Here is a 16,017-nt window from a genome sequence, read left to right as displayed (position 1 = left end):
TTAATCATTTGCTTAGACTTATTATTTTGTATTTTTAAACCTTACAAAATATTTAACTTTGATAAAAAACCCATTTCGCAGCAAAAAACGCTATTGTTTTGCATTTTATAATATTGAAAACCTGTTTGATATTTATAACGATAAATTAAAACATGATTCCGATTTTACCGAAAACTCGGAAATGCGTTGGACTTTAAAACGCTACAAGAATAAAATTAAAAAAATTAGTTATGCGATTTCTCAGATTGGTATAGCAGAAACACAGGATTTGCCAGTAATAGTTGGTTTAGCTGAAGTTGAAAATAAACAAGTTTTAAACGATTTAATTCAGGCTGAAGCATTAGCAAATGGCAATTATAAATACGTGCATTTCGATTCTAAAGATGAGCGCGGTATTGACGTGGCTTTACTGTATAATTCTGAAAAATTTGAAGTTATTCATGCTGAAGTGAAAGCAATTGTGTTTGAAGAAGCTAATGGAGATGTCGATTATACCAGAGATATTTTACATGTTTACGGAAAGTTTATGGGCGAAAAATTAGATGTGTTAGTCAACCATTGGCCATCTAAACGTAGTGATAATGAAAATGGTACCAAACGACTAGAGGTTTCAAATCTTGTTTCAGAAACCATACAAAATATTAGAAGTAAAAATGAACAGGCTAAGATTATTATAATGGGCGATTTTAACGACGATCCGAGTAGTGAAAGTGTAAAAAATCTAGTTAATAACAATCAGTTGTACAACCCGATGGATACCTTACTGTCTATAGATCGTGGTACTACGGTACATCGTGGCGAGTGGAACTTATTTGACCAGATTATTTTATCTATAAACTGTTTTGAACGTAAAAAAAACAGCTTAAAATTTGATACCGCAAATATCTTTGACCCTGAATTTTTAAAACAACAGGAAGGTGATTATAAGGGAACACCTTACCGAACCTATGTGGGGAAAAGTTATAAAGGTGGTTATAGCGACCACTTTCCCGTATATAGTATTTTTAAAAAATAAAAAAGAGCGCACATGGCGCTCTTTTTTATTTATAATATGCTGTATTAAAAACCAGCTAGGTTGATAATTTTACCTGGAACAATAATTACTTTCTTAGGTGTTTTTCCGTCTAATTGTTTTTGGGTTCTTTCGTCTGCCATAACAATTTTCTCAATTTCGTCTTTACTAAGATCTAATGGTAGCTCCATAGTAAAACGCATTTTACCATTAAAAGATACCGGATACACTTTGCTGCTTTCTATTAAGTGACTTTCGTCAAATTTTGGAAAAGTAACTGTAGAAATAGAAGTTGTATGACCTAACAAACTGTATAGTTCTTCAGCAATGTGTGGCGCATAAGGCGAAATTAATACCAATAACGGTTCTAAAATCTCACGACTGGTGCATTTTTGAGCACCAAGCTCGTTAACCGCAATCATAAAGGTAGAAACCGACGTGTTGAAAGAGAAATTCTCTATGTCTTCTTGTACCTTTTTAATGGTTTTATGTAACGTTTTCAAGTTGTCTTTTGTTGGCTCTGCATCGGTTACTTTTACACCATTATCGTCTATATATAATTTCCAAAGTTTTTTAAGGAAACCATGCACACCTGTAATGCCTGCTGTATTCCAAGGTTTGTATTGCTCTAATGGTCCTAAAAACATTTCGTATAAACGTAAACTATCGGCACCATATTCGGCACAAATGGCATCTGGACTAACAACGTTATATTTAGATTTCGACATTTTTTCAACCTCACGAGAAACTATAAATTCATTTTCGGAATTTAAAATAGCTTTTTTCTTGAAGTTTAAATACATGTGGTCAATTAAAAAGTTTTGATTAAATATAATTTTGTTTGAAGTATCTACAAAATTTATATTAATAGGGTAAAATGGCTCAATATAAATAAATATTTCATTTGTCCTTAGAGTCGGTAAACTATCTAAATCAATTAATTCATCAATATTGTTGAATAAATTTTCATCAATATTTTTTAATTCTTCAAGACTTAATTGTTTAGTTGAATTTGGGATTATTTTTTTATAATCATAACTAATAAAGATACTTCCGATTCTTTTGATTAATTTCGAAATATCTTCCATTTGATTTTCGCTAATGTTTATAGGGTCGAACTTAAGTATACTTGCAAAAGCACTTGTCCCCAAAATCATTCCTTGGTTAATGAGCTTTTTAAAAGGTTCTTCAATGTTTACAAAACCTCTATCTTTTAGGAATTTTACCCAAAAACGAGAGTATAGTAAATGTCCCGTAGCATGCTCGCTACCACCAATGTATAAATCGACACTTTCCCAATAGTTAAGCGCGTCTTCACTTGCAAAAGCTTGGTCTCTATTGGCTTTTTCTTCCATATATCTAAAGAAATACCAAGAACTTCCTGCCCAACCTGGCATAGTATTTAACTCTAAAGGAAATACTGTTTTATGGTCTATTAACTGGTTACTGACCACTTTATTTGTTTTTGTACACCAAGCCCAAACATCGGCGCGACCTAATGGTGGCTCGCCTTCTTCGGTTGGTAAATATTTTTCTACTTCTGGTAATACAATTGGTAAATGTTCTGTAGCAATCATTTGTGGTTTGCCATTTACATAATAAACCGGAAATGGTTCGCCCCAATAACGTTGACGACTAAAAACAGCATCACGTAAGCGGTAATTGGTTTTTCCTTTTCCTTGACCTAATTGTTCTAAGTTGTAAATAGCCAATTTAGTGGCTTTTTTGTAGTTTAAACCATTTAGGAAACCGCTATTGGCAATAACAACGTTATCTTTTCCTGTAAAAGCTTCGGTAGAAATGTCTACACCTTCAAAAATATTAGGAATAGGAATATTAAAATGTTTGGCAAAATCGTAATCACGTTGGTCGCCACAAGGTACTGCCATAACTGCTCCAGTTCCGTAGCTTGCTAACACGTAATCGCCTATCCAAACTGGAATGGGCTCTTTAGTAAATGGATGTTCTGCATAGGCACCTGTAAATACACCAGAAATGGTTTTTACATCTGCCATTCTATCGCGTTCGCTACGTTTTGCGGTAGCTTCTATATAGTCGTTAACCGCTTGTTGTTGTTCTGGTGTGGTAATTTTGTTTACCAAGTCGTGTTCTGGCGCCAATGTCATAAAACTAACGCCAAAAATAGTGTCTGGTCGCGTCGTAAAAACGGAAATTCTGAATTCTGAATTCTGAATTCTGAATTCTACTTCTGCGCCTTGAGATTTTCCAATCCAATTACGTTGTGTTTCCTTTAGCGATTCTGTAAAATCTACGGTTTCTAAACCTTGTAATAAACGTTCGGCATAAGCGGAAATACGCATAGACCATTGAGTCATTTTTTTACGAATAACGGGATGTCCACCACGCTCTGAAACGCCATTAACAATTTCGTCGTTAGCTAATACGGTTCCTAAAACCGGACACCAATTAACTTCAGTTTCGGCTAAATAAGTTAAGCGGTATTGTAATAAAATATCTTGTTGTTTTTCAGAAGAAAACGCATTCCATTGGTCTGCAGTAAAGGCTTCAATATCTTCATCGCAAACCGCGTTAACGTTTGCATTTCCTTCCGAAGAAAATATTGCAGTTAAGCTATCTATAGGTTCTGCCTTATTAGTCTCGTTGTTATACCAAGACTCAAATAACTGAATAAAAATCCACTGTGTCCATTTGTAATAGTCTGGGTCGCTGGTGCGCACTTCTCGAGACCAATCGAAAGAAAAACCAATTTTATCTAGCTGTCTTCTGTATCCTTTGATGACATAATTTTGATAATTTTCATCTTTAACTGAAATAATTTTGCCTTTTTCAATTAAAGCTGAGTCTTTTATAGTCCCATCATCCTTAAGATATTTTTTTATCAAATTTCCTTCATTGTCCAGACAACCATCAATGTTGATTTCCGTGGTATTTTTTGGATGTTGTCCTGTTTGTATGGCATACTGCTCTGCAGGTAATCCAAAACTATCATAACCTTGCGGGTGAAGTACATTAAAACCTTGGTGACGCTTGTAACGCGCATAAATATCGCTTGCTATATATCCTAACGGATGCCCAACATGTAAACCTGCTCCAGACGGATAAGGAAACATGTCTAAAACATAATATTTCGGTTTATCTGAGTTATTAGAGGCTTTAAACGTTTGGTGGTCATTCCAATATTTTTGCCATTTGGCTTCAATGTCGTTAAAATTATAGTGCATGAGTTGTTTTTTCAGCTTAATAAGACGCAAATTTAAACTTATTATAAGAAGATTAAAAGATTATACGTTGTAATCATTATAAGAATTAAATTCTTTTTATTTTTACCTAATAATTAAGTTTCTATGAGTTCCTCTTTTGATAAATTTCAAAAACGTAAATTAATTTCGTCCTATTTCTCTGTAGTATTAAGTATTGCACTTGTATTATTTTTATTGGGTCTTTTAGGTCTTTTAGTTATTAATGCCAATAAAGTAGCCAATCATTTTAGAGAGCAGGTTACCGTAACTATTTATTTAAAAGATACTGCAAAAGACATAGAAATTAAGCAATTAGAAAAAAGTTTGGCAATTGCAGATTATGTAAAATCTACTAATTACGTGTCTAAAGAACAAGCTGCAGAAATTTTAAAAGCTGAAAATGGCGAAGATTTTATGCAGTTTTTAGGGTTTAATCCGCTGCAAAACTCTATAGATATTAATTTAAAAGCCGATTTTGTAACTTCTGAAAAATTGGAAGAAATTAGTAAAGATGCCTTGTCTAAAAACTTTGTAGCCGAAGTAAGTTACGATAATGACCTGGTAAACTTAATGAACGATAATGTTAGGAAAATTAGCTTCTGGGTACTATTATTAAGCGGTATTTTTACTTTAATTGCGGTGTTATTAATAAATAGTTCTATAAGACTTTCGGTCTACTCAAAACGATTTACCATAAAAACCATGCAAATGGTTGGAGCCACAAAACGTTTTATTAGATGGCCATTTATTTTAAATAGTATTAAGTTGGGAATTATAGGTGCAATTATTGCTTTAATAGGCATGGGCTTTGTATTGTATTATATAGATAAAACATTCCCAGAATTAACCCTATTAACCAATCAGGTCTATTTAATTGCGCTGTTTGCTGGAGTCTTTTTGTTAGGTATTTTAATTACGTGGTTTTCAACGTTCTTAGCAACGCAACGCTTTTTAAATCTAAAAACCGATCAATTGTATTAATTATAGTATTTTTATCGTTTAAAAAATTAAATCATGGCTAAATCTTCTCAGGAAAAGGAATTTGTTTTTGGAAAACGCAACTATAAATTTATGTTTATTGGTCTTGCAGTAATGGCTTTAGGTTTTATTTTAATGTCTGGCGGAGGCAGTGACGACCCTAATGTGTTTAGCGATGCGATATTTTCATGGAGACGTATTCGTTTGGCTCCAGCTTTAATTATAATAGGGTTTGGCATACAGGTTTATGCTATATTAACGCGTAAAGAAGACAAAAAAGACGTCTAGTGTTATATATTTGAAGTATTAATCTTTCTTTTTAATACTTTTGTGTCATGGACATTTTAGATTCAATTATTTTAGGTATTATACAAGGTTTAACCGAGTTTTTACCCGTATCCTCAAGTGGGCATTTGGAATTAGGTAAAGCCATTCTTGGCGATCAATCCTTACCTGAAGAAAGTTTACTGTTAACTGTATTATTACACTTTGCAACTGCATTAAGTACCGTAGTTGTTTTTAGAAAAGATATTTTAAGTATTTTAAAAAGTTTATTCTCGTTCTCTTGGGATGAAGACACGCAGTTTATAGTTAAAATTATTGTATCAATGATTCCTGCGGTAATTATTGGTTTACTTTTTGAAAAACAATTGGAAGATCTTTTTGGAGCAAATATTTTATTTGTAGGCTGTATGTTGCTAATAACAGCTGTATTATTATTTTTTGCAGATAAAGCTAAAAGCACGAATAAACCGGTAAACTTTAAAGATGCTTTTATTATAGGAATCTCTCAGGCTATTGCTATGCTTCCAGGTATTTCTAGATCTGGCGCAACTATTTCTACATCGGTATTATTAGGAAACGATAAAACTAAAGCGGCTCGTTTTTCTTTTTTAATGGTTATTCCTTTAATTTTTGGAAAGATTGCTAAAGATATTATTGGAGGCGATTTAAGTTTAGATGGACAAAATACCTTAGCACTATCGGCAGGATTTGTTGCTGCTTTTTTAGCGGGATTAGTGGCATGTACTTGGATGATTTCTCTGGTTAAAAAAAGTAAATTGTCTTACTTTGCTATATATTGTGCTATTGTAGGTTGTATTGCAATAGGATTTTCAATACTAAGTTAAGAACTATGACAGGAGACGATTATCAGGCAGGACAAGTATTACTTATAGATAAACCATTACATTGGACGTCTTTTCAAGCGGTTAATAAATTACGATGGGAAATACGGCAAGCCTTCAACATAAAAAAAATAAAAGTAGGTCATGCCGGTACTTTAGATCCCTTAGCAACCGGTTTACTGGTGATTTGTACTGGTAAAATGACAAAGCAAATTGATACGTTCCAAGGTCAAATTAAAGAATATACAGGAACTATTGTTTTAGGGGCTACCACACCTTCTTATGATCTCGAGACCGAAATTGACCAAACTTTCGACACCTCGCATATTACAGAAGACTTAATTCACGAAACCACAAAACAATTTACAGGAGAAATAAATCAGTATCCACCCATATTTTCAGCCATAAAAAAAGAAGGCAAGCGTTTATATGAATTTGCGCGTGCAGGAGAAAGTGTGGAAATAAAGTCTCGTAAAATTACCATTGAAAGTTTCGAAATTACTCAGATTAATGACCGCTTTTTAGATTTTAAGGTGGTGTGTAGTAAAGGTACCTATATCCGTTCCTTGGCACACGACTTTGGAAAAGCCTTACATTCTGGAGCCCATTTGTCTGCTCTAAGACGTACAAAAATTGGCGATTTTAATGTGAATAATGCGGTTAGCATAGAAGAATTTATAAAAAACTTAACGCATTAAGTACACTTTTAAACTAACTTTAAAGTTGTATTATAATGAAATTATCTGGAGAACATAAGGCATTACTCATCTCACTTGGCATAAGTGTGTGCTTGCTTATGTTATTAATTAATGTGGCTTTTATAGATAAAAGAAGTACTGTTATTGAATTTTTTGAAGTTGAAACTGTAGTTGAAGAAGTGCCAGAAGACCCCACAGAAGAAACAGAACAAGATATCAATCAGGAATCTCAAACTAACCAGGCGTTTAATGAAACACAGAAAGCTTTAGCTCAAGCTTACGTTGTTCCTCCAGCTGAAGATTTTAAATTTGAATCGGCAGAAGAAGAAACTACCGAAACGGAAGATGATTTCTCTGAAACTAATACCATTACCGAGAATAAGACGAAAAAAGTAGCTGCAATAGATAAAAAAAAGGTCAATGCTTACGATAAAGCCAACCGAATTTTAGAGCAGCAAAAAAGCAACAACATCTCCAATGCTAATAAAAATAGTACGGTAAGCTATTCTTTAGTAAATAGAACTGCTAACCATTTACCAATTCCTGTTTATTTATGTGATGGTGGCGGAAAAATTGTAATAAGTATAGAAGTCAATGGTTCCGGTAAAGTTACTAACGCAAAAGTAAATAGTAGTTTGTCTTCTTCAAACGGCTGTTTGCAAGAACAAGCTTTAAAATATGCCAAACGTGCTAATTTTAGTACCGCAACAACTTCAAGTCAATTAGGTACCATTACCTATTTATTCCAATAGATTTTACTAAGAGGTCTATTGTATTATAAATAGGTCTCGACTTCGCTCGACCAGACAAGAAACAGACTATAGTATTTAATATTACGTCTCCGCGAGCGTAGTAGAAAGGTATATAGCTTAGTTAAAAAATTTATATAAAAACGGCTTTTTCCTTAAATCATAATTCTAATTAGACGCCGGTTAACTATATTTCTAAAAGCGCTTCTAAATCTTCCAAAACGGCTTGTCCCTTATTTTTATTATACCAGTGCTGTAACTCTTCTTTAAATTCTGGAGTTAGAGCGCCATGTTGTGTTTTATAGTTATTAACTAATTGCGTCGCTTCTTTTGGTCTTGGTCCGTAGGTAAATTGTATATGTTTATCTTGGTTTAGAGCTATAAGTTTTGGTATGGCTTTTCCACCATTGGTTAAAAAGTGGTTCATTAAAGGTTCATTATCATCTCTTAACACCAGTTTTAATTCAATTTTAGGATTTAAAACCGCTATTTTATTTAAAACCGGAATTATATGTGCAGCATCACCACACCAACTTTCAGTTAGTACTAAAAAACTGAGGTGGTGCGGATAATTTATAATTTTTTGTTGAAGCGCTTCAGGAATTTTAACGGTTTTATCCCAACGCTTCATACGTTTGTCGTTAAGCTTGGTATAATTGGCTAAGGCTTCGGTTTTTTCCTTTCCAGTGGTGCTATTTTGCCCTACTAATTGCGAAACCAAAGTTCTGTAAGCCGAATAATTCATCCCTTTTTGAAGACTTATATTAAGAATATCTTCCAAGGTCAAGGTGTTTATTTCCATAATTTAAAACTAATAATTCTATATCTTAGTTGCAAAAAAAATTATTACTTACAAGAACTTAAAATTAAAACTGCTTTTAGTTTAGGTGAAAAAATAGCTTATAAATATGAAAAAGCATAGATGTGGTTGGTGTATTGGCGATGATTTATATGAAGCCTATCATGATCAAGAATGGGGAAAACCCGTTTATGATGATGCCACTTTGTTTGAATTTTTAATTTTAGAAACCTTTCAAGCTGGTTTAAGTTGGATTACTATTTTGCGTAAACGCGAAAATTTTAGAGCTGCGTTTGATGGATTTGACTATAAAAAAATAGCTCATTACACAGAAGATAAACTTAACGAACTACAAAACAACGCCAGTATTATTAGAAATAAGTTGAAGATAAAATCGGCAGTTACAAACGCGCAAAACTTTATAAAAATACAAGAAGAGTTTGGTTCATTTTCAAACTATATCTGGGCGTTTGTAAACGGAAAACCTATTAAAAATAAGGTTGAAAATTATAAAGAAGCACCAGCTAATACACCAATTAGCGATGCTATAAGTAAAGACTTAAAAAAACGCGGATTTAAATTTGTAGGCTCAACTGTTATTTATGCACACATGCAAGCTACCGGTATGGTTAACGACCACGAAGTTGATTGTTTTAGATACCACGAGGTTTAATTTTTTATGTAAATAAGTTAAAAAATAGTCTTTTGGGAACTGTTTTAAAAAACTATATTTACAAGATAACAGTAATCATAACATTTCGATAGCCCTAAAATTTAACGCGATATCGGTAATAAAAGTTGTGATATAACGAGTTGTACAACAAGCTGAAAACATAATCATCAATGAACTTAATTAGAATTTACAACCTACTTTTTCCATTAATTAATATTCAAGAAAATCCTGATTATTTTTCTGGTAAAAGATTTATAGAAAAGGTTAGAGAATTCGATGAAAGTCATCCAACTTATCCTCAATATATTGACATAATGAGGTCAAAAAACGAATTAAAAAGTCGGAAGGATTATTATTTAGAAATTTTAGAAAGCTTTAGTCCTGATATTCAAATCGGAATAATAAATTCTATAATAGAGGATTTAGAAAATAAAGAAAATGATAATATTCAAAGAATAAGAGAATTACTAAATGGAGCCAACGTTGTACCTAATGCCGTAATAGCAGAAGAATTATGGAACGCTGAAAGGTTGACAAGATATTTAAGTGAAATTGATAATTCGATTTCACAAGGAAATTATGAAAGAGCAACGACCTTAAGTTATACTTGTCTTGAAGGTTTTTTTAAATCTTTTGTTAACGCAAATATACCTGACCAAAGTAGCGTAAATGAAATTATTAGATTAGCAAGAATTATTAGAACTTACTTACGACAAAATATTAAAAATTATCCCGACGAAGCTTTATCCTTATTAAGTAATATAACTCACACTGTTGACAGAACGAGAAATCAATTTAGTGAAGCTCATTTCGGAGAAGAAACACAAAGATGGCTTGCAATTTATATACGTGATTTAGTAAATTCTCAAATTAGAATGTTATTGACATTTATGTAAAAAGCCAGTTGCCAACAATGTATAAAAATAATTGCTACATTAGTGCTTAACCAAAGGTAGTTGCAATTTTGTTACGTCCGATTTTCCTGGGGAAAATCCTCGCATACAAAACCGCAACTATTCTTATACGAGAACGTTGGGTAACATTTAGAAAGAACAATGAATAATTCAAACTACATACTTAATATTTTCAATAAAGACAGAGAAGAAATTACTTTGGAAGATATTAAAAGTTTTTTTTCTACCCCTCAAGAGGAAACCTCTGTATTAGAATTTAAAAGTGGTAATGTAGAGATTATAGATGTATACAAAGAGATTACAGCTTTTTTTTAAATACTGAAGGTGGTCTATTAATTATTGGTTCACCTCGAGAACGAAGAGAAAAACGAAATAAAAATGAAATCACAATATGCGAAGGAGATTTAACTTATTCAAATTTCAGAAATAAAGATTGGATTTATCAAAAAATAGCATCAAACATTACACCAATACCAACTGATTTAAAAATAGTAGAATTTATAACAGAGGAAGGAGGAATTTTCTTAATTGATGTTTCACAAAGTTCAATTCCACCACATCAAAGCTCTGCAGATGGAAAATATTACATACGACTTGAAAGAGAAGCTAAACCAGCACCTCACGGAATAGTTCAGGCATTATTTGATAAACGTAGAAAGCCCAAATTAATAGCTGACATAAGTATTTCTGATAAAGACAGAACTTCTGATGAAATTGAAGTTAGAATCCGAAATGAGTCAGTTATTCCTGCTGACAAAGTTTCTTTTATAATTGACATTTACAATGTAGAACAAGTTGTGAGCGATTATAAATTTAGATTTTTTGATGATTCTTTGGGTAAAAAATATTCGATGTCTAATAAATCTGACCAAGTTTTAGTTCAAGTTATTAGTATTCCAATTAATGTTCATATTAGACATAAAAATAGTGAATATGTAATAATGGTTGGCTATTGGTGTAAAGATTTAGATTTTGAATATACGTTTTTCACATATTGTCCGAAACAGAAAAAAATAATTACGGAAGGTTCGTTTGAATCGGGCTTTCTATTTACCGAAGAACTTGAAAGAATAAAAACGTTACCCAACACCAGAATATAAGTAATAAAAAACTTAATTTATATACTAATCCTTAATTAAGAACTTCAAAAACGCCTCTCTAGAAATATCTCTAGCGCCAAGACTTTCTAAATGGTTGGTGTAGACTTGGCAATCTATTAATTTGTAATTGGTGTTTTGTATAAACGTTATAAAGCCAGCTTTACTGCCATTACTTATGGTGCTAAACATACTTTCGCCACAAAACACACCATTATTTAAGTCGACACCATACAAACCAGCGACTAGACTGTCTTCTTGCCAAACTTCTACCGAGGTAGCAAAACCTAGCTCATGCAATTCTGTATAAGCTTTAATCATGCCTATTGTAATCCAAGTGCCTTCTTGACCTGGTCGGTTTATTTTAGAACAAGCTGTAATTACTGCATTGAAATCTTTATTTATGGTGACTTCAAGATTGCAGTTTTTTAAAAACTGTTTCATGCTTTTAGAGACTTTCAATTCTTCAGGAAAAAGTACAAATCGTGGGTCTGGAGACCACCACAATAGTTGCTCATCATCTTCAAACCAAGGGAAAATACCTTTTTGGTAAGCACTAATTAATCTGCTAGAAGTTAAATTGCCGCCAATAGCCAACAAACCATCTTTTGTGGCTTGAGAAAGTTCTGGAAAGTCATCTTCTGGACGTAAATAAATCATTTTTAAAGATAAAAAAACCTCAATAGAAAACTATTGAGGCTTGTGTAATTTATAACATTGTAAAGATTAAAACGGTAAATCGTCGTGATCTTCTTCATTTAAATCGGTTGCTGGCTCGAAAGCTTGTGGTGGAGGTGTTTGACCTTGTGGTGCATTAGCTTGCACGCTTTCAATTCTCCAACCTTGTATGGTGTTAAAATATTTGGTTTCGCCTTGAGGGCTTGTCCATTCTCTTCCTCTTAAATTAATACTTACCTTAACATCTTGACCAACTTGATAGTTGTTTAAAAGATCTGTTTTATCCTGTACAAATTGTACAGATATGTGTTGTGGGTATTGCTCTTCTGTAGTTACAACAACATCTCTTTTTCTAAAACCATTGTTACCAACAGTTTCAGTTTCTCCAATCATTTTAATTTTTCCTTGTACTTCCATTATATCTATTATTAGTATTCGTCTTATTTATTCTGAAAGCAGTGTTAACCAGGCTTCGGTAACCATTTCAGATTCCAGAAGTCTTTTGGCTTCTTGATGCTTTTCAGTTTGATTTTTAAAGCCGCAATTAAAGGCTTTTATTTCGTTTTTAGAAGGTAATTTTTCAACATTTGCTAACAATCCTAAATCGTTTCCAGATAAAATGGTACTGTTTCTAATGTCTTCTGGCAATGCATCTACCCCAATACCTAAAGTGCTTAGTGGTTTTGGAATTTCAAAAAAACCAGATTTTGCTCTGCTGTAAAAACTGCCGCCTGCACGAGATACCAAATCTAATTTAACTTGGTCTATGGCGCCATTATCATCTAAAACAGCCTCGTTAATATGCATTTTAACCACTTCACAAATAATTAAGTTTCCTGCGCCACCTTCGGTTCCTAATTTTACAATTTCATTTACCTTACATTCCATTTGTACAGGACTTTCGGCTACTCTAAAGGGTTTAACCACATCACTTTTAAGCATAGTTAAACCAGCCTTAGTAAACTCGTTAACACCTAAAGCATATTCTGTACTGCTTAAAGACATTTGCTGTACAATGTCATGATTTACCACATTAATGACCACTTCTTTTACGGCCTCCACATTTTCTAGTGTATGTTTAGTGGTATTATCTCTTACACGTCTGGCTGGAGAGAATATTAATATAGGCGGATTTGCACTAAACACATTAAAAAAACTAAATGGCGAAAGGTTAGGTTTACCTTCTGCATCTATAGTGCTTGCAAAAGCAATTGGTCTAGGTGCAACTGCACTTAGTAAATAGCTGTGTAACTGAGGAGTTGTTAGGTCTTTTGGTGCAAAAGATTTCATAAAATGGTATTTTTACAAAGGTAGTTATTATGTCTTGGTCTTAAAAATGAATTACGAAGAGTTAAACACAATATTATTAACAGATTTGCATTATATTGAACACAGAAAGTTTATTTAATTTCTATGAATAGAACATTTTTTAGGTGGATTATTATTATAAGTTCTTTTTTAGTTATTTCACTTATTTTGTGGAATACCTATGCCTTTTTCCAAAAATTTAAAGTAGACGAACGGGTTAAAATGCAAAGCTGGTCTGCTGCTCAAAGCGATTTTATAAAAAGTCTTAACGATTTGGATAGTGATGTTAATCCAGTAACTTCTATGATATTGCTGGATACGACTTCTACAACTCCAATGATTATGATTGGAGAAAATAAAGACTTAATTAATTTAAAAAATATAGACACCACCATGGTAAGTGATGTCGATAAGTATCTTGAGAAACTTCAGAACCAATTTACATCTGAAAATTCTCCTATAGAAGTTAAATATGGAGATAATTTTTATGGTACTATTTACTACGGAAATTCAGACACATTAAACAAACTTAAATACTATCCGTTAGCACTACTTTTAATTATTTTCTTGTTTGCAGCGGTAGCCTATTTCTTTTATAAAAGTTCTAAAACCGCAGAGCAAAATAAATTGTGGTCTGGAATGGCAAAAGAAACCGCGCACCAGATTGGGACACCATTATCCTCTCTAATTGGTTGGATGGAAATTTTAAAAACAGAACAGATTGACCAGTCTTATGTAGAAGAAATGGAGAAGGATATCAGCCGATTACAAACCATAACAGAGCGCTTTAGTAAAATAGGTTCTTTACCAACTTTAGAAGGTTTAGATATTGTACAGCAAACAGAACAAACGTTTATTTATTTAACTTCAAGATTATCTAAATTGGTAGAGTTTACTATTGAAGTTCCAGAACATCCCATTATAGTTAATCTTAACGAACAATTACACAGCTGGACTATAGAGAATCTCGTAAAAAATGGCGTTGATGCTATGAAAGGTAAAGGAAAACTTCATTTAAAACTATGGCAGCTAGAGCATCATGTATATATCACTATATCCGACACTGGAAAAGGTATTGAGAAAAATAAATTTACTAAAATTTTCGAGCCTGGTTACACTACCAAAAAAAGAGGTTGGGGTTTGGGCTTATCTTTAACCAAGCGTATTGTGGAAGATTTTCATGATGGGAAAATCAAAGTAGAACATTCTGAGATTAATAAAGGTACAACATTTAAAATCTCTTACAAAAGTCTATAAATAGCTGTTTATTGCTTTTGCAATAGCCTCAAATTCTTCAGGGCTTAGTTTAACTTTCTCGATAAAGCGAGCATTATCCATAGTGTTTAATGGAATAAGATGAACATGTGCATGTGGGACTTCTAAACCAATAACTGTCATGCCAACACGTTTACATTCTATAGCTTTTTCTATAGCTATAGCTACTTTTCTAGAAAACTGAAGTAATTTTGTATAGGAAGCTTCATCTAAATCGAATAATTTATCAACTTCTTTTTTAGGGATACAAAGTGTATGTCCTTTAGCATTAGGATTAATATCCAAAAACGCTAAAAAATCTTCTGTTTCTGCGACTTTGTAAGAAGGGATTTCACCAGAAATAATTTTTGTGAAAATACTAGACATAATTAACGTGAGATTTCAATAATATCAAATTTCATAACACCACTTGGAACACTAATCTCGGCTACATCACCAACACTTTTACCTAATAAACCTTTGCCTATAGGAGAGTTTACCGATATTTTTCCAGATGCTAAATCGGCTTCACCATCTGCAACTAAAGTATAAAGCATCTCTGCTCCGTTAGTTTGGTTTTTAATCTTAACCTTAGAAAGCACTAAGACTTTTGAGGTGTCTAGTTTAGATTCGTCTATAATTCTAGCACCAGCTAGAGCTTCTTCTAATTTAGAGATACGCATTTCCAGCATGCCTTGTGCTTCTTTTGCAGCATCATACTCTGCATTTTCACTTAAATCACCTTTATCTCTTGCTTCAGCTATAGCGTCAGATGCTTTTACACGCTCAACATCTTTAAGATGCCTAAGCTCATCTCTAAGTTTTTTTAAACCTTCTGGTGTATAATAAGATACGTTACTCATATTTTTTTCGTTTAAATATTAGCGTCCTACCCAAATAAATAATAATTTAAGGTTAAACGCAAAAAATCTCGCGCAAACGAGATTGATTACAAATATATAAAATAATTACATGAAATCACTTTTTGTGTTAAATTGCAAAGAAAAAAGAACTATGAGTCTTAAACATTTTTTAATGGTCGTTTTATTTGTTGGATTAGCAACATCATGTAAAAAGGATGATGATAATAACGATGATCTTCAAAATCAAAACATACCAAATGTGGCATTCGATACTGGAGGATTAATAAATACCAACTTACCACAGTATAATCAAATGCAATTTGCAGGGAACTCTGTGGTTTTAGGTAATACTTATGGTATAAATGGCGTGGTGGTGTATTATGCAGGTGGCATCAACTATAGTGCTTTTGAACTTAGTGATCCTAGTCACCCTTTATCAGATTGCTCAAACCTTAGTGTTAGTCAAGGTGCAGCAACGTGCAATTGTGATGATGAAAAGAGCTTTAGTATTGTAACCGGTTTGGCTTTAAATGGAACAAATTCTCAATTTCCTTTAAAACGTTATTCTGTAGAGGTTAGTGGAAATATTATCCGTGTGTTTAATAATTAGGATTAAAAACCAAATACCGCAACATTTTTTTTACTT

Annotated in this window: 19 protein-coding genes and 1 pseudogene; 13 read left to right on the top strand and 7 right to left on the bottom strand. The window is 32.7% G+C overall.

Translation table 11 applies throughout. The features are described 5' to 3' along the window. Nucleotides 1-58 precede the first annotated feature (58 nt). A complete protein-coding gene (locus tag C7H52_RS02280; protein ID WP_106462265.1) occupies nt 59-1,015 on the top strand; it encodes an endonuclease/exonuclease/phosphatase family protein in 957 nt (318 codons plus the stop codon). A gap of 44 nt (nt 1,016-1,059) precedes the next feature. On the opposite strand, the gene C7H52_RS02275 is transcribed toward C7H52_RS02280, so the two are convergent. After that, a complete protein-coding gene (locus C7H52_RS02275; RefSeq protein WP_106462264.1) occupies nt 1,060-4,215 on the bottom strand; it encodes a leucine--tRNA ligase in 3,156 nt (1,051 codons plus the stop codon). 123 nt (nt 4,216-4,338) lie between these two features. Between C7H52_RS02275 and C7H52_RS02270 the strand changes: the two genes are divergently transcribed. The 5 genes from C7H52_RS02270 to C7H52_RS02250 are packed head-to-tail and all read left to right on the top strand — an operon-like array spanning nt 4,339 to nt 7,788. After that, complete coding sequence (locus tag C7H52_RS02270; protein ID WP_106462263.1) at nt 4,339-5,214, top strand: cell division protein FtsX; 876 nt, start codon at nt 4,339-4,341, stop codon at nt 5,212-5,214. 33 nt (nt 5,215-5,247) lie between these two features. After that, nucleotides 5,248-5,499 carry a DUF3098 domain-containing protein gene (locus C7H52_RS02265; RefSeq protein ID WP_106462262.1) on the top strand — a complete coding sequence of 84 codons (252 nt, stop codon included), beginning with the start codon at nt 5,248-5,250 and terminating at the stop codon, nt 5,497-5,499. A 47-nt stretch (nt 5,500-5,546) separates the two neighbouring features. Beyond that, complete coding sequence (locus C7H52_RS02260) at nt 5,547-6,341, top strand: undecaprenyl-diphosphate phosphatase (RefSeq protein WP_106462261.1); 795 nt, start codon at nt 5,547-5,549, stop codon at nt 6,339-6,341. Nucleotides 6,342-6,346: 5 nt separating this feature from the next. Beyond that, nucleotides 6,347-7,036 (top strand): tRNA pseudouridine(55) synthase TruB, encoded by a 690-nt coding sequence (gene truB, locus C7H52_RS02255; RefSeq protein WP_106462260.1) that lies wholly within the window; start codon nt 6,347-6,349, stop codon nt 7,034-7,036. A gap of 35 nt (nt 7,037-7,071) precedes the next feature. Beyond that, nucleotides 7,072-7,788, top strand: a complete 717-nt coding sequence (locus C7H52_RS02250; RefSeq protein ID WP_106462259.1) for an energy transducer TonB family protein — start codon at nt 7,072-7,074, stop codon at nt 7,786-7,788. 184 nt (nt 7,789-7,972) lie between these two features. Here C7H52_RS02250 and C7H52_RS02245 read toward each other — a convergent pair whose 3' ends face one another. Further along, nucleotides 7,973-8,587, bottom strand: a complete 615-nt coding sequence (locus tag C7H52_RS02245; protein ID WP_106462258.1) for a thioredoxin family protein — start codon at nt 8,585-8,587, stop codon at nt 7,973-7,975. A 106-nt stretch (nt 8,588-8,693) separates the two neighbouring features. Between C7H52_RS02245 and C7H52_RS02240 the strand changes: the two genes are divergently transcribed. From C7H52_RS02240 to C7H52_RS13520, 5 genes and pseudogenes are all read left to right on the top strand, one after another. Then, entirely contained in the window at nt 8,694-9,257 is a 564-nt protein-coding gene (locus C7H52_RS02240) for a DNA-3-methyladenine glycosylase I (protein ID WP_106462257.1), read from the top strand. Between the two features lie 170 nt (nt 9,258-9,427). Next, a complete protein-coding gene (locus tag C7H52_RS02235; protein ID WP_106462256.1) occupies nt 9,428-10,153 on the top strand; it encodes a hypothetical protein in 726 nt (241 codons plus the stop codon). A gap of 159 nt (nt 10,154-10,312) precedes the next feature. After that, complete coding sequence (locus tag C7H52_RS13395; RefSeq protein ID WP_181256199.1) at nt 10,313-10,486, top strand: hypothetical protein; 174 nt, start codon at nt 10,313-10,315, stop codon at nt 10,484-10,486. Further along, nucleotides 10,459-10,728: pseudogene (locus tag C7H52_RS13580) on the top strand (hypothetical protein); the annotation flags it as partial. The gene C7H52_RS13395 and the pseudogene C7H52_RS13580, both read left to right, overlap by 28 nt. Nucleotides 10,729-11,022: 294 nt before the next feature. Beyond that, nucleotides 11,023-11,271: a hypothetical protein gene (locus C7H52_RS13520; RefSeq protein ID WP_221405027.1), complete on the top strand. Its 249-nt coding sequence runs from the start codon at nt 11,023-11,025 to the stop codon at nt 11,269-11,271. 24 nt (nt 11,272-11,295) lie between these two features. On the opposite strand, the gene aat is transcribed toward C7H52_RS13520, so the two are convergent. The 3 genes from aat to C7H52_RS02215 form a co-directional block, all read right to left on the bottom strand. Next, nucleotides 11,296-11,928 (bottom strand): leucyl/phenylalanyl-tRNA--protein transferase, encoded by a 633-nt coding sequence (aat, locus tag C7H52_RS02225; protein ID WP_106462254.1) that lies wholly within the window; start codon nt 11,926-11,928, stop codon nt 11,296-11,298. A 66-nt stretch (nt 11,929-11,994) separates the two neighbouring features. Beyond that, nucleotides 11,995-12,363 carry a DUF3127 domain-containing protein gene (locus C7H52_RS02220; protein ID WP_106462253.1) on the bottom strand — a complete coding sequence of 123 codons (369 nt, stop codon included), beginning with the start codon at nt 12,361-12,363 and terminating at the stop codon, nt 11,995-11,997. 27 nt (nt 12,364-12,390) lie between these two features. Continuing rightward, nucleotides 12,391-13,236: a flavin reductase family protein gene (locus C7H52_RS02215; RefSeq protein ID WP_106462252.1), complete on the bottom strand. Its 846-nt coding sequence runs from the start codon at nt 13,234-13,236 to the stop codon at nt 12,391-12,393. Nucleotides 13,237-13,359: 123 nt separating this feature from the next. On the opposite strand from C7H52_RS02215, the gene C7H52_RS02210 reads away from it, so the two are divergent. Beyond that, nucleotides 13,360-14,511 carry a sensor histidine kinase gene (locus C7H52_RS02210; protein ID WP_106462251.1) on the top strand — a complete coding sequence of 384 codons (1,152 nt, stop codon included), beginning with the start codon at nt 13,360-13,362 and terminating at the stop codon, nt 14,509-14,511. Here the strand turns inward: C7H52_RS02210 and C7H52_RS02205 are convergent. After that, nucleotides 14,506-14,895 (bottom strand): HIT family protein, encoded by a 390-nt coding sequence (locus C7H52_RS02205; RefSeq protein ID WP_106462250.1) that lies wholly within the window; start codon nt 14,893-14,895, stop codon nt 14,506-14,508. The two genes, C7H52_RS02210 and C7H52_RS02205, sit on opposite strands and share 6 nt — an antisense overlap. A 2-nt stretch (nt 14,896-14,897) precedes the next feature. Beyond that, the gene (greA, locus tag C7H52_RS02200) at nt 14,898-15,371 is read right to left on the bottom strand and encodes a transcription elongation factor GreA (RefSeq protein ID WP_106462249.1); all 474 of its coding nucleotides are present in this window, start codon (nt 15,369-15,371) and stop codon (nt 14,898-14,900) included. 109 nt (nt 15,372-15,480) lie between these two features. On the opposite strand from greA, the gene C7H52_RS02195 reads away from it, so the two are divergent. Further along, nucleotides 15,481-15,981: a hypothetical protein gene (locus tag C7H52_RS02195; RefSeq protein WP_245918521.1), complete on the top strand. Its 501-nt coding sequence runs from the start codon at nt 15,481-15,483 to the stop codon at nt 15,979-15,981. Nucleotides 15,982-16,017: the final 36 nt, after the last annotated feature.

Source organism: Aurantibacter aestuarii, from assembly GCF_003008425.1.
Classification (GTDB): domain Bacteria; phylum Bacteroidota; class Bacteroidia; order Flavobacteriales; family Flavobacteriaceae; genus Aurantibacter; species Aurantibacter aestuarii.
The sequence above is the reverse complement of the archived record's forward strand: the minus strand, read 5'-3'. Positions and strand labels throughout refer to the sequence as shown.